This window comes from Streptomyces sp. NPDC111516, from assembly GCF_055635345.1.
Window position 1 is genome coordinate 168,239 of the sequence record NZ_JBVKBV010000007.1, and the last position, 14,414, is coordinate 182,652.

8 protein-coding genes are annotated in these 14,414 nt (G+C 70.4%); 2 read left to right on the plus strand and 6 right to left on the minus strand.

Features of this window, described 5'->3' with window-relative positions; genetic code table 11:
• Window positions 1-3: 3 nt before the first annotated feature.
• Genes ACZ7L9_RS16385 through ACZ7L9_RS16395 form a run of 3 tightly spaced genes read right to left on the minus strand, consistent with a single transcriptional unit; the run spans window position 4 to window position 3,026 of the window.
• On the minus strand, window positions 4-1,521 hold the full coding sequence (locus ACZ7L9_RS16385) for an FAD/NAD(P)-dependent oxidoreductase (protein ID WP_471415835.1): 1,518 nt from the start codon (window positions 1,519-1,521) through the stop codon (window positions 4-6).
• Window positions 1,502-1,828, minus strand: coding sequence for a (2Fe-2S)-binding protein (locus tag ACZ7L9_RS16390; RefSeq protein WP_471415836.1), 327 nt, complete (start codon window positions 1,826-1,828; stop codon window positions 1,502-1,504). The genes ACZ7L9_RS16385 and ACZ7L9_RS16390 overlap by 20 nt, the downstream gene beginning before the upstream one ends.
• 37 nt (window positions 1,829-1,865) lie before the next feature.
• Window positions 1,866-3,026: an NAD(P)/FAD-dependent oxidoreductase gene (locus ACZ7L9_RS16395; RefSeq protein ID WP_471415837.1), complete on the minus strand. Its 1,161-nt coding sequence runs from the start codon at window positions 3,024-3,026 to the stop codon at window positions 1,866-1,868.
• 161 nt (window positions 3,027-3,187) lie between these two features.
• On the opposite strand from ACZ7L9_RS16395, the gene ACZ7L9_RS16400 reads away from it, so the two are divergent.
• Entirely contained in the window at window positions 3,188-6,343 is a 3,156-nt protein-coding gene (locus tag ACZ7L9_RS16400; protein WP_471415838.1) for an alpha-mannosidase, read from the plus strand.
• A 30-nt stretch (window positions 6,344-6,373) separates the two neighbouring features.
• On the opposite strand, the gene ACZ7L9_RS16405 is transcribed toward ACZ7L9_RS16400, so the two are convergent.
• The 3 genes from ACZ7L9_RS16405 to ACZ7L9_RS16415 all read right to left on the minus strand — a co-directional run bounded on the left by ACZ7L9_RS16405 (window position 6,374) and on the right by ACZ7L9_RS16415 (window position 13,215).
• The gene (locus ACZ7L9_RS16405; RefSeq protein WP_471415839.1) at window positions 6,374-8,116 is read right to left on the minus strand and encodes a pyruvate dehydrogenase; all 1,743 of its coding nucleotides are present in this window, start codon (window positions 8,114-8,116) and stop codon (window positions 6,374-6,376) included.
• 65 nt (window positions 8,117-8,181) lie between these two features.
• Window positions 8,182-9,324, minus strand: coding sequence for a protein phosphatase 2C domain-containing protein (locus ACZ7L9_RS16410; RefSeq protein WP_471415840.1), 1,143 nt, complete (start codon window positions 9,322-9,324; stop codon window positions 8,182-8,184).
• 126 nt (window positions 9,325-9,450) lie between these two features.
• Window positions 9,451-13,215: a S8 family serine peptidase gene (locus ACZ7L9_RS16415; protein ID WP_471415841.1), complete on the minus strand. Its 3,765-nt coding sequence runs from the start codon at window positions 13,213-13,215 to the stop codon at window positions 9,451-9,453.
• Between the two features lie 210 nt (window positions 13,216-13,425).
• Between ACZ7L9_RS16415 and ACZ7L9_RS16420 the strand changes: the two genes are divergently transcribed.
• The gene (locus ACZ7L9_RS16420; RefSeq protein ID WP_471415842.1) at window positions 13,426-14,403 is read left to right on the plus strand and encodes a helix-turn-helix domain-containing protein; all 978 of its coding nucleotides are present in this window, start codon (window positions 13,426-13,428) and stop codon (window positions 14,401-14,403) included.
• Window positions 14,404-14,414 lie beyond the last annotated feature (11 nt).

Consider the following 14,414-nt stretch of genomic DNA (forward strand, 5'->3'; position numbering starts at 1 on the left):
GTGTCAGGGTGTGTCGGGGAGGGGCTGCGGGTCCACTGGTTCGGCCAGGTCGGCGAGCGTGGACAGCCCTACCGGGCAGGCCAGTGGGCGCCGGTCGGGGCCCTCCGGCTCTTCACCGGTGCTGCGTCCGGCGCCGCGTCCGCTGCCGTGCGCGTCGGCCAGTTCACGGACGGCGAATCCGCAGGTCCGGCCCTGGCACCACCCCATTCCCGCCCGGGTGAGCAGTTTGACGGTCCTGGCGTCACCGGCCCCGAGCTCCTCGCACGCGGTACGGATCCGGCCCGCGGTGACTTCTTCGCAACGGCAGACCTCCGTGTCACCGGTCAGCCATTCGCTCCACCCCGCCCCGGGCCGGTGCACGGCACCCATCAACGCGGAAAAGGCCCGCAGACGGCGTCGGGATCGACGCAGAGCGACTGCTCTGCGCGCCGCTGTCCGCTGCACCCCGCCCCGCATCTCGCGAATGATTGACAGCACCGCCAACTCTCCTTCACAGAGGGCAAGTTCGACGCCGCCGATGCCGCCGGTCTCTCCCGCCGCCCAAACCCCGGGCACGGTTGTCCTGAGCTGCTCATCGAGGGTGACCGCATGTGTGCCGTCCGCGCACGCACGCGTACCGCAGCCCGCCGCCACGGCGAGTTCCAGCTGAGGAACGAGCCCGTGTCCGACGGCGAGCGCATCGCAGGCGATCTTGCGGCCGGTCCCCGGCACGGGGCGCCACCGGTGGTCCACCCGGCTGACGGTCACCGCCTCCACCCGGTCGTCGCCGTGCACGTCGGTCACCGCCCGGTGAGTCAGCATTCGAACTCCGGCGCCGGTCAGTGCCGCCCTGTACCGGACCCCTTCCGCCATCTTGCCGGGGTTGGCTGCCAGCACCCGGGGAGCGCGCGCGTACGCTCCGTAGCCGGACGCTTCGATGACTGCGGGAACGCTCGCACCGGCGCGCGTCAGCGAGAGGGCGACGGCCTGCAGAAGCGGGCCGCTCCCCGCGACCACGATCCGGCGGCCGGGCAGCACCAGGCCGGACTTGAGCATGGCCTGGGCGCCCGCCGCACTCACCACACCCGGAAGCGTCCAGCCGGGGAAGGGAAGTTGACGTTCATGGGCACCCGTCGCCAGCACCAGTCGGCGGGCCCGGACCGCGGAGGGTTGATCCCCTTCGGCTCCGGTGACCGTGTGCAGGATCCACTCGCCGTCACCGGCCCGTTCGACAGTCCACACCTGATGGTCGGGGAGATGGCGGATCGCGCCGGAGTCGCGGTGCGCGGCAAGTCGTGCGGAGAGTTCTACGAAGACGGGCCAGTCGTGGTGGAGGGCGCCGGGCCGGGTCGCGCCGAGCCCGCCGGGCGGGCTTCGGTAGTACTGCCCACCGGGCGTGACGGCCGAGTCCAGCAGAACCACGTCGAGCCCGTGATCGGCTGCGGTGACGGCGGCGGCCAGGCCGGCCGGTCCCGCGCCCACCACGGCGAGTCCTGCGCAGTCCGCGTCCCGTGGGCGGCGTTCATCTGTCGAGTGCGGCATGCCCGTCGCCCTCCTGTGTGGTGATGGCGTCGCCGGGGCGTGCGGGAAGCAGGCATGCGCGCTGGTTCGGCCGGCCGTTGACCGTGGCCAGGCAGTCGTAGCAGGCACCGATGCCGCAGAAGGCTCCCCGCGGCCGGCCGTGCACCCGAGTGGTGCGCCAGGTCAGGATGCCCGCCGACCAGAGGGCGGCGGCGACGCTCTGCCCCGCCAGTCCACGAATCGGGCGCCCGTCGAAAGTCAGCTGGAATTCCGGTTCGGGCTGTGCCGCGACGAGCTCGGCCGGGGTACGTGCACGGGTACGTCTCACGGGGTCCTCTCCTGGGGCACGGGAGCCCCCTTCGCAGTCATGTGCCATGGCACGTGGTGTCGAACCGGTCCGGGGCGAACGGTCCGAGATCGAGTACCGGCTGCCGCCCGGCGATCGCGTCGGCGATCAGCAGTCCGGTCGCGGGCGCCAGCCCGATCCCGGCTCCTTCATGGCCGCAGGCGTGGAAGAGGCCTGGCACCCGGGGGTCCGGGCCGATCGCCGGCAGATGATCGGGCAGGTAGGGGCGGAACCCGTGGTAGGCGCGCATCACCCGCACATCCGCCAGCACGGGGAAGAGAGCGGCGGCCTGGGCGGCCAGTCGGGCGATCGCGGGAACCGACAACGTCCGGTCGAAGCCGACCCGTTCGCGGCTGGCCCCGATCAGCACCGGCCCCGCCGGGGTTCCCTCCACCACGGGCGAGGTCTGCAACGCCGCGGACCCGCTCGACACATCGGACACGTACTCCGCTGCGTAGACCTTGTGCCGGATCAGCCGCGGCAACGGCTCGGTGACGAGCACGAACCCCCTGCGTGGCAGGACCGGCAGGTCCACTCCGGCCCTTGCGGCCAGGTCACCGCCCCAGGTGCCCGCCGCGTTGACGACCACCGGGGCGCGCAGTTCGCTCCGTGCGGTGCTCACCCCGCGTACCGCGCCGTCCCGGTCCCTGAGTATCCCGACAACTTCCTCCCCCGGGCACAGGCGTGCCCCGGAGCGACCGGCTGCCCGTAACAACTCGGCTGCCGCCAAGGCTGGTTGGACCTGGGCGTCTTGCGGGTAGTGGCAGCCTCCGGCGAGGTGCGGTGCGAGGTGGGGCTCGGCATCGCGGAGCCGGTCGGATGTGACGTGGTACGCCTCGACCCCGACCCCCCGCTGGGCGGCGGCTGTTGTGGACAGGGTGGTCAGGGATTCCTCGGACGCCGCCACGACCAGGCCGCCCTTGCTCTCGTACTCGATGTCCGAAGAAAGTTCTTCCGAAAGCCGGCGCCACAAGGAGGCGGAGAGCAGGGCCAGCTCCAGTTCGGGTCCTGGCATCTTGTCGGAGACCAGGAGGTTGCCCTCCCCGGCTCCGGTGGTGCCTCCGGCAACCGACCCTCGGTCGACGACGGCTACGGACAGTCCGGACCGGGAGGCGTAGTAGGCGCAGGCGGCACCGACCACTCCGGCCCCGACGATGACGACATCCAGGGGCTGTCTCATGAACACGACAGTAATATGTCACATTGTTTTGGAGCCGCCAAGGGTGTGTGCAGGGCCAGTTGATCAACCATCACCCCGTCGCGCCGCTCGCAGGGATGCCGGTTCCGCCGCCGGGGAAGTGGAGCCATGAACACCCCAAGGCGCCGACCCGAGGAGCCGTGATGCACGACGACCGCACCCTGGTGGAGGACCGCCTCGAACGGGCCCTTCACCAGTTCATCCGCCCAGCCCAGTACCCGGCCCGGACCCCGCTCGCCGTCTCCGTCCGGCACATCCCCGGCGAACCCGTACCGGTGTCCGAGGTACTGGAGGGAACCTACGAGCCGTTCAGTCCAGGTACGAAGTGGGGGAAGCCGTGGTCCACCAGCTGGTTCCGGCTGGAGGGGACGGTGCCCGAGGACTGGGCAGGGCGCCGGGTCGAGGTGGTCGTCGACCCCGGGTTCTCCGGCCAGGGGCCCGGATTCCAGGCCGAGGGGATGCTGTACGACGCCGCGGGCATCCCGCTCAAGGGCATCCATCCGCGCAATCGGCATCTGACGGTCGCGTCCCCGGCGGCGGGCGGCGAACCGATCTCGCTGCTGCTGGAGGCGGCGGCCAATCCGGCGGTGCTGGAGCACGGCTTCGCACCGACGCCGCTCGGGGACGTACTGACGGCGGGTGACCGGCCCCTCTACCGGTTCGTCTCCGCGGATCTCGCCGTGCTGGACGAGGAGGTCTGGCATCTCGTCCTGGACATCGAGGTGCTCTCCGAGCTGATGCGGGAGCTGCCCGTCGACCGTTCGCGGCGACACGAGATCCTGCGGTCGCTCGAGCGCATGCTCGACGCACTGGACCTGCACGATGTGGCGGGGACGGCGCGGGCCGGCCGGGGCGAGCTGGCCGAGGCGCTGTCCCGGCCGGCGTCGGCGAGCGCGCACCGCGTCTCGGCCACCGGCCATGCACACATCGACTCGGCCTGGCTGTGGCCGCTGCGCGAGACGGTGCGCAAGGCCTCGCGCACGTTCGCCGATGTCACGGCGCTGGCCGGGGAATATCCGGAGCTGGTCTTCGCCGCCTCGCAGGCCCAGCAGTACGCCTGGGTGAAGGAGCATCAGCCGCATGTCTGGGAGCGGATCAAACAGGCCGTGGCGGGCGGGCAGTGGGTGCCCGTGGGATCGATGTGGGTGGAGTCCGATGCCAACATGCCGGGCGGCGAGGCGCTGGCCCGGCAGCTCGTGCACGGCAAGCGGTTCTTCGAACAGGAACTGGGGGTGGAGACCGAGGAGATCTCGCTGCCGGACTCCTTCGGCTACACCGCCGCCTTCCCTCAGCTGGCGCGGCTGGCGGGGGTGAAGTGGTTCCTCGCCCAGAAGCTGTCCTGGAACCAGAGCAATAAAATGCCACACCACACCTTCTGGTGGGAGGGCATCGACGGAACCAGGGTCTTCACCCACTTCCCGCCCGTGGACACCTACAACGCGCAGTTCCACGGCCTCGAACTCGCCTATGCGGAGAGGAACTTCGCGGAGAAGGGACTGGCGACCCGCTCCCTCGTCCCGTTCGGCTGGGGTGACGGCGGGGGCGGTCCGACCCGCGAGATGATGGAGAAGGCGCGCAGGCTCAGGGATCTGGAGGGGTCGCCGCGGGTCCGGATCCAAAGCCCGTCGGCGTTCTTCGCGGCAGCCGAGGAGGAGTACGGGGCGCAGGCACCGGTCTGGTCGGGAGAACTGTATCTGGAGCTGCACCGGGCCACGTACACCACCCAGGCCAAGACCAAGCAGGGCAACCGCCGCAGCGAACACCTCCTCCGTGAGGCCGAGTTGTGGGCCACGGCAGCGGCGCTGCGGACCACTGACCGGCACTACCGCTATCCGTACGAGGAGCTGGACCGGCTGTGGAAGACGGTGCTGCTGCATCAGTTCCACGACATCCTGCCGGGCTCCTCGATCGCCTGGGTGCACCGGGAGGCACGCGAGACATACGACCGGGTGCGGGAGGAACTGGCCGATCTGGTCGCGGACGCGGTGGCCGCGCTGGGCGGAGCGGAAGGCCTGGTGGCCCTCAACTCCTCCCCGTATCACCGCAGTCAGGTCATCGAGCTGGACGCGGAGGCGAGCGCTGTGCTGCCCTCCGGCGCGCGGGTGCAGCCGCTGGGCGACGGGCGTACGGCGGTGCTGGCCGAGACACCCGGGCTGGGCGCCGGTCTGCTGAACGGCTCGACGGTTCCGGAAGACGCGGTCGCGGCGACGGGGTACACGACCGAATCAGCGGATGGTTCGGCGGCAGGCTCGACGCGGGAAGGATTCGTACTCGACAACGGGCTCCTCCGAGTCCTCGTCGACGGCGACGGATTGATCACCGCGGTCCGCGATCTCGACGCGGGGCGGGACGTACTCGTCCCCGGTCACCGGGCCAACCTCCTTCAGTTGCACCCGGATCATCCCAATCGCTGGGATGCCTGGGACATCGACCGGCACTACCGCCGCACCCGCACCGATCTCACCGACGCCGACTCCGTCGATCTGGTCGAGGAGGGGCCGTTGCGGGCCGCTGTCCGGGTGACACGGTCGTTCGGGGCGTCGCACATCGTGCAGGTGATCCGGCTGGCCGCGGGCAGCCGGCGGATCGACATCGAGACGGAGGTGGACTGGCAGGAGTCGGAGAAGGTCCTCAAGGCGTCGTTCCCGCTCGATGTGCATGCCGAACGGTCCACGGCCGAGATCCAGTTCGGGCACGTCCACCGCCCTACGCACGACAACACCGCCTGGGACGCCGCCCGTTTCGAGATCTGCGCCCATCGCTGGCTGCGGGTCGCCGAACCGGGGTACGGCGTTGCCTTGCTCAACAACTCCACGTACGGGCACGAGGTGACCCGGACCCCGCACGATGCGGGTCTGGGCACGACCGTACGGCTGACGCTGCTGCGCGCCCCGCACAGCCCCGACCCGGGGACCGACCTCGGTACGCACCGGTTCACGTACGCGCTCGCGCCGGGCGGCGAGATCACGGACGCGGTACGGGAAGGGCTGGCGCTCAATCTCCCGTTGCGGGCGGCCGCGGCCCCGGCCCTGCCGTCGCTGGTCAGCACCGGACATCCGGCGGTCACGGTGGAATCGGTGAAGCTCGCCGAGGACCGCGGCGGCGATGTGATCGTGCGGCTGTACGAGTCGGCCGGAGGGCGCGCCGACACGACACTGCGGGTCGGATTCCCTGTCGTGCGGGCCCGGATCACCGACCTTCTGGAACGGCCACTGCACGAGGCGGACACCGATGAGCACGGTCTCGTACTGTCGCTGCGGCCGTTCCAGATCCTCACGGTGCGGCTGACCCCGGCGTGAGGTCCGGCCGGGCCCCGCCCCGGTTTCCGGTCAGCGGCGGGGCACGTTCCGCAGGTTGGAGCGGGCCATCTGGACCATCCGGCCCACTCCCCCATCCAGCACGATCTTGCTGGCGGAGAGCGCGAAGCCGGTCACCATCTCCGCGCTGATCTTCGGCGGGATGGAGAGTGCGTTGGGGTCGGTGACGACATCGACGAGCGCCGGACCCTTGTGCTTGAAGGCGTCCTTGAGGGCGCTTTCCAGCTGCTTGGGCTTCTCGACCCGGACGCCGTACGCCCCGGCGGCCCGGGCGATCGCCGCGAAGTCCGGGTTCTTGTTGGCCGTACCGAACGACGGCAGACCGGCGACCAGCATCTCCAACTCGACCATGCTGAGCGAGGAGTTGTTGAACACCACGACCTTCACCGGCAGGTCGTACTGCACCAGGGTGAGGAAGTCGCCCATCAGCATGGTGAATCCGCCGTCGCCGGACATCGACACCACCTGCCGGTTCCGGTCGATGAACTGGGCGCCGATGGCCTGCGGCAGCGCGTTCGCCATCGAGCCGTGACTGAACGAGCCGATGACGCGACGCTTGCCGTTGGGCGAGAGGTAGCGGGCCGCCCAGACATTGCACATGCCGGTGTCGACGGTGAACACGGCGTCGTCGTCGGCCAGTTCGTCAAGCACCGAGGCGACGTACTCCGGGTGGATCGGGATGTGCTTCTCGACCTTGCGGGTGTACGCCTTGACCACGCCCTCCAGCGCGTCGGCGTGCTTCTTCAGCATCCGGTCGAGGAACTTGCGGTCGGTCTTGACCTTCACCCGCGGGGTCAGACAGCGAAGCGTCTCGCGGACATCGCCCCAGACCGCCAGATCCAGCTTGGAGCGGCGGCCGAGGTGTTCGGGCCGCACATCGACCTGGACGATCTTCACATCGTTGGGAAGGAAGGCGTTGTACGGGAAGTCGGTGCCGAGCAGGATGAGGAGATCGCACTCGTTGGTCGCCTCGTAGGCGGCGCCGTAGCCGAGCAGTCCGCTCATGCCGACGTCGTACGGGTTGTCGTACTGGATCCATTCCTTGCCGCGCAGCGCGTGCCCGACCGGGGACTTCACCCGTTCGGCGAACTCCATCACCTCGGCGTGGGCGCCCGCCGTGCCGCTGCCGCAGAACAATGTCACACGTTTCGCCTCGTCGACCATGCGGCAGAGCTTCTCGATCTCCCCGTCACCGGGCCGTACCGTCGGCCGCGAGGTGACCAGGGCGTGCTCGATCGACTTCTCCGGGGCGGGCTGCGAGGCGATGTCGCCCGGCATCGCGACGACGCTGACCCCGCCTCGGCCGATCGCGTGCTGAATGGCCGTCTGGAGCAGCCGCGGCATCTGCTGCGGGTTGGAGATCATCTCGTTGTAGTGGCTGCACTCCTGGAAGAGCAGCTCCGGATGGGTCTCCTGGAAGTAGCCGAGACCGATCTCGCTCGACGGGATGTGCGAGGCGAGGGCGAGAACGGGTGCCATGGAGCGATGCGCGTCGTAGAGGCCGTTGATGAGGTGCAGATTGCCGGGGCCGCAGGATCCGGCGCAGGCCGCCAGGGAGCCGGTGATCTGGGCCTCGGCTCCGGCGGCGAACGCGGCGGTCTCCTCGTGTCTGACCTGGATCCAGTCGATGGCCGCGTTCCGGCGGATGGCGTCGACGACCGGGTTGAGGCTGTCGCCGACGACCCCGTACATGCGCTTGACCCCCGCCCGGACGAGGATGTCGACGAACTGCTCCGACACATTCTGCTTGCCCATGGGTGCGTACCCTTTCCGCGCTTCGGCTTCCGGACTCCGCATCCATCAACCCATGACACGGGCGGTTACGCCTCCCAGACCGCGGCACTCGTACGGTCGTCGGAGTACCCCTTCACCCTGATCTGGGTGTCCGCGAGGAAGGCCGCGAGCCCGGGCGCACGGTCGTCGGCCCAGCGTTCGGCCAGCTCCCGGGCCAGGGCGGGCTCGCCGCGCAGTGGTTCGGCGAGGCCGGTGCTGCACAGCAGCAGCGTGTCCCCCGGCCGGGCCACCGAGGCCCGGAACCGGAACGGCTCGGCGGGCAGAGGTCCGGATCCGGCCGCGGCTTCGCCACCGGCGTCACCGCCGGATTCCGGAACCTCCGGTTCGAGGTCCTGCCAGACGCCGTCGCGCAGCCGGAAGAGCCCTCCGGCGCCGACGCCGAAGAAGATCCTGGTACGGCAGTCGGGATCCGCCGACAGCAGGAGGCAGCGCAGGCCCGCGGTGTACTGCTCCGGTTCGAGGCCCAGTTCCGCGGCGCGGGCGCGCAGCTTGCCGTAGGTGCGGTCGGTGAGGCGGTGCAGACCGGATTTGAGGTCGTCGCGGCGGCCGACCGCTATGTCCTCGGAGAGCCTGGCATGGCTGCGGCCCACGACACCGCCGATCCAGCGGCAGGCGTCCGCCGCCGCCAGATGTGCCCGCTCGGTGGCGCGGGCGCCGGTGGCGACGGCGACCAGGACGAGCGCGCTCCGGTCGGTGCCGAACCGTACGGTGAGCAGCGCGTCGCGGCGGGGCTCGCCGCGGAACCGCGCGGAGTCCCCGCGCACGGAGGCGGCGCGCAGGGTGTACGTGCCGTACCGGGCACCGTCGAGCACGGTGTCGGCGACGAGACCGTCGAGCTCCTGGGGGACGGTGGCGGGCAGTGCGGTGGGCTCCGCGCCGTAGGTGGGCGGCCGGTCACCCACATGGCCGATCTCGGGGCGCCGGGCAGGAGCGGATGCGGGCTCGGGAGTCTGTGCGGTGACGTCGGTGACGGGGCCTTTCGGGGCAATGGTTCTCTCGGCGACAGGCCGCTTGGGCGGAGGCGGCACCTGCGCGGACGCTCCGGCGGCGACGGCCGGGCGGGATAGATCGGGCGCGTCGGTCGCCGCGGTGTGCCCGGCGGTCTCGTCGTACAGCCTGCGCCACCAGTCGTCCTCGTGGGCGGCGGACCTCTCCCCCTGCTGACTCATGCCCTTATTGTCGACCGCCCGGGCCGTACGAAAACGGGTCATCCGGAAACAGTGCCGTGAAAAGAGGCCCGCCGGGCGTCCCCACCCCCCACGGGAAGGACGCCCGGCGGACCGGTCAGGGCGTGATCAGCGCACGGCGTACGCGTCGTTCACCGTCTGGATGACGGAGTTGCCGTTGGCGTCCGTCAGTTCGGTCTTCAGGGTGACCGGCTTGCCGGCCGCGCCCGCATGGTTCACGGTCGCGGTCCACTGGCCGCCCTGCTGTGCGGTGGTGGCCCGGGTCCAGGTCTCGCCACCGTCGTACGAGTAGGAGACCTCGGCGGCGACCAGCTTGCCGGGCGTGTAGCCCGCGTGGCCGGTGACGCTCAGGCCGATTGTCTGACCGTCCTTCGCCGGAAGGGTCTTGAGCCCGTCGGTCTCCAGGTCGTAACCCGGGAAGAGCAGAGGAATCCCCTGTGAGTACACGTTCTCGTCACGCTTCGAACGGAACTTCCAGGTGGTCTCGGTCTGGGTGGACCGCTTCCACACGGCGGCGGGCTGACCGAACTTGGCGGTGCTCATGGTGAGTTCGTACGCGGCTTCCTCGGCCGGGACGGTGAACACCCCGGCCGGCCAGCCGGACTCGCCGAGCACCTCGCCACCACTGGTGAGCCTCATGTTGCCCACGTCGCCGAAGGAGCCCTGGAGTCCGCCGTGTTCGGTGTCCGCCCAGAAGCCCGGGGCCACACCGATCAGGTTGTCCTGGCGCTCGGCGGCGAGCTGGACCTTGCCCGCGGCGTCACGCGGAGCGGCCGGGGCCGGGATGCCCCGGTACCAGTTCTCGGTACGCTGCGAGCCCGCCGTGTAGGTACGGGGCTGGTCGACCATGAACTCGCCCCAGGGGAAACTGGAGGAGAGGTACCGCACCCAGGCGGTGTCGCCCGCCGAGTAGTACTCGGTGCGCTTGCCGGGGACGCCTACGGTGTCGAAGCCGCCCGAGTAACTCCCGCCGTACGGCCTGTTGATGATCATCGTGTCGACATAGTCTGCCGCGACACCCATCGCCTCGTAGTTGGCGGTGGCCTTGCCGAGCTTGCTGTCACGGACCTTGTACGTGCGGTCCGAGGTGACCGGGCCGGCCTCGGGGAAGGCCAGGTTGTAGACGAACGGGCTGGCGGCGGTGGCCTTCCAGCTCAGCTTCACCGGGCCGGCGGCCAGGGCGGCCTTCAGGACGTCGGCCTCGCTCGACTCGATGCCGAGCGAGGGCAGCGGCGCCGTACCGTAGCCGACGGACGGCTTCCAGATGCCTGCCGACGGCCGGTGCGCGATGACCGCCTTTGCCCCGGCGGCCTTGGCGTTCCGCGCCTGCGTGTTCATGGAGCCGTCGTCGGCGACCTCGACCAGGGCGATCTTGCCCGAGACACCCGCGGCCTTCAGCTCGTCGGGGGTGCCGGTGCCCGCGTCGACGAGTGCGGCTTCGCCAGTACCGTCGAGGTTGACGGAGCCGGTGCTGGCCACCGTCGGGTGCAGTTCGGCGCCGCCGACGACCGACAGCTTCTCGATCTGCGGGGCGTACGCGCGCCAGAAGCTGGCGAACTCGAAGTCGCCGTCACTTGCCTTGCCCTGCACATCGGCCAGGTAGTTCTTGACGAGGCCGGTGCCGGTGATGGAGCCCGAGTGCAGCCATGTGTCGTCCCAGCTGCGACCGAAGGAGAGTGTCGTGGAACGGTTCTCGGACGCGCGGTCCTCCGTCTTCACCTGCACCTGGTGAGCCTTGCGGGCGTCCAGCACCAGGGTGGTGTCCTTGGTGACGTTCAGCTGCGGCCTGGCGAGGTAGCCGACCGACTCGACCAGCCTGCCCGTGGCGTCCTTCGGGTCCGGCGAGGTGATGAAGCTGGAGACGAAGTACGCACCGGGGCGCACCTGGTAGACCTGCTCGGTGGCGCCGTCGTTGAAGCGGCGCTCACCGCCGGCGGTGTCGGTGCCGATGAGGTCCAGCGAGGACGAGCCCGCGGCGGGCTTGCCGGCGCGGTCGACGAGCTTGACGCGCAGGGTGACGGTCTCCGGTCCGACGTACATCGAGAACGGGGTGGAGACCTTGACGCCGCCGGGCCCGGTGGCCAGTACGCGTCCGGTGACATCGCCGTACTGCGCGGCCTTCAGGTTCGCGGTCGGGTCGATCTCCAGCGGTACCTTGACCGTGGCTCCGGCCGGCACGGTGACGGTGCTCGCGCCGAGCTCGGCGACCGAGGAGCGGACGTCCGAGCCGTCGTTGCCCGTGACACCCTGGACCTTCAGCGACACCTTCACCGGCTTGGAGCCGGAGTTGGTGTACGGGACGTCGACCGTGGTGCGGTCACCCTTGCCCTGCGGCCAGTTGAAGGTGCCGGCCTGGACGGCGGGGGCACCGACGACGGTGGTGTCGATGGCGGCCTTCACATCGAGGCGGCCACCGCCGGTCTCGCGTACGTCGCCGGGGACGTCGCTCTTCGCGGACGACACGAGGGCAGCCTTGATCTGCTGGGCGGTCCAGTCCGGGTGACGCTGCTTCACGATGGCCGCGGCGCCCGCGACATGCGGGGTGGCCATCGACGTACCGGACATCGTCCGGTACGCGTAGATACCACGACCGCCGGCCGCCGCCGCCGAGATGGCGACGCCGGGCGCGGCGATCTCGGGCTTGAGGGTGTGCGATCCGATGACCGGGCCGCGGCTGGAGAACTGGGCCGTGGAGTCGTCGCGGTCGACGGCGCCGACGGTCAGCACGCTGGGGGCGCAGCCCGGCGAGGAGACGGTGTTCAGCGTGGGGCCGGAGTTTCCGGCCGCGATCACGAACAGGGTGTTCCTGCTCTGAGCGAGTTCCTCGGCGGCGACGCTCATCGGGTCGGTGCAGTCGGTCGGCGTCGGGCTGCCGAGGCTCATGGAGACGACGTCGGCCTTCTGGTCGACGGCCCACTGCATTCCGGCGATGATCCAGGACTCGGCGCCGAAGCCGCTGTCATTGAGGACCTTGCCCGCGAGCAGGTCGGCGCCGGGGGCGACGCCCTTCTTCCTGCCGTCGCTGGCCGCGCCGGAGCCGCCGACGGTGGAGATGGTGTGGGTGCCGTGGCCCTGCCGGTCGTCGGTGGTGCTGGAGTCGGTGAAGTTCTTCGAGGCGGCGATCCGGCCCTTGAGGTCGGGGTGTTCGGCGTCGGCGCCGGTGTCGAGGACGGCGACCTTGGTGCCCTTGCCGTCGTATCCGGCTGCCCAGGCGAGGTCGGCGCCGATCTGCTTGGTCGACTTGTCGAGGGTGGCCTGAACCTTGCGGTCGAGCCAGAGCTTCTTCAGGCCGGAGGCCGAGCGGGAGCGGGTGTTGGTGACGTCCGACCAGAAGTCGGCGGCCTTCTTCTTGTCCGCCTTGAGCGCGACGCCGTCGATGGCGTCCAGCGCGAGTCCGCGCTCGGCGCCGCGCGGGGTGGCGGGCGCGGAGCGGGCCACGTCCTTGCCGTAGACGGCGATCAGCGGCAGCGACTTGGTGCTCGCGTCGTCGTAGCCCTGGCGGATGAGTCCGGTGACGTTGAAGAGTTCCTCGTCGACCGTGCCCGCGGCCAGCGCGTCGGCGGCGGTGTCGGGGTAGACGTAGAGGTCCTTGCCGGACTGCCTGGTCTGTACGAGGGGGACGGTGCCGTCCTCGCGCGGCAGTGCGGTGACCGATGCGGCCCCGGAACTGTCCGTGCTCACCAGGACCTTGTCGCCGGTGACCAGGGTGACGGTGACCGGCTTGCCCTCCTTGGTGCCGGCGGCCGCACTGCCGGTCAGTGGTCTTTTCGCGGTCGTGTCGTCCTGCGGCGCTGCCGCGGACGGTGCGATCGCGGTGACGGCCAGGACGGCGGCGGTGGCCGCTCCGAGTGCCGTACGCGATATCGGACGCATCGCTCTCCCAAAGTGAAACCGGAACACCTCTGAACAAACCGCAGCATTCCGGAGGTTGTTGGTACTGCGGTGGCGCCACATTGGCAGAGCGACGGGCGGTAAAGGGATGATGTACACGGCGGGTTTACGCCGTGGCCGCTTTCCGCCACGACCGGGCTCCCGAAGACAGCGACATCGTGCGGAACAAATGCGTCCGGGAGGGGTCCGGGGATGCTTGGAGCCATAGGTCTCGACGAGATACAGGAGTCGGCGTACCGCGCGCTCGTGGCGGTGGGAGCTGCGGAGGTCTCAGACCTCGCGCGCCGGCTGGCACTTCCCGAGTCGGACACCGAACGGGCGTTGCGCCGGCTGGAACAGCACGGACTGGCCGCCCAGTCGTCGGCCCGCACGGGCCGTTGGGTGGCCGCGCCGCCGGGGGTGGCGCTGGGTGCGCTGCTGACCCAGCAGCGCCATGAGCTGGAGCAGGCGGAACTGGCGGCGGCGCTTCTCGCCGAGGAGTACCGGGCGGAGGCCACCGAGCCCGCCGTACACGATCTGGTCGAGGTGGTGACGGGCGCGGGCGCGGTGACGCAACGCTTTCACCAGCTGCAGCTGGGCGCGACGAGCGAGGTGTGCGCCCTGGTCACCGGCAAGCCGATCGCGGTGAGCGGAATGGAGAACGAGTCCGAGGAGCAGGCCGCCACGCGCGGGGTGTCCTTCCGGGTCGTCATCGAACGCGAGGTGCTGTCGCTGCCGTCCGGGATCCTGGAGCTGTCGGCCGCGCTGAGCCGTGACGAGCGGTGCCGGGTCGTCGACCGGGTGCCCACCAAGCTGGTCGTCGCCGACGGCGCCCTGGCAATGGTGCCGCTGACCGGACGGGGCGCCGAGCCGGCGGCGCTGGTGGTGCATGCCTCCGGGCTGCTGGAGTCGTTGATGGGGCTCTTCGAGGCGGTGTGGCGCGAAGCCATGCCGCTCAGGCTCGGCGAGAGCGGCCGGCTGGATGAGGTATCCACCTGGCCCGATCCGACGGACCTGGAGATCCTGTCGCTGCTACTGGCCGGGCTGACCGATGCGAGCGTGGCGAAGCAGCTGGAGCTGGGGCTGCGGACCGTGCAGCGGAGGGTGAAGGGCCTGATGGAGCTGACCGGGGTGTCGACCCGGCTGCAATTGGGCTGGCACGCGTACGAACGGGGCTGGGTGTCCCGCTGAGCCGGCGCCAC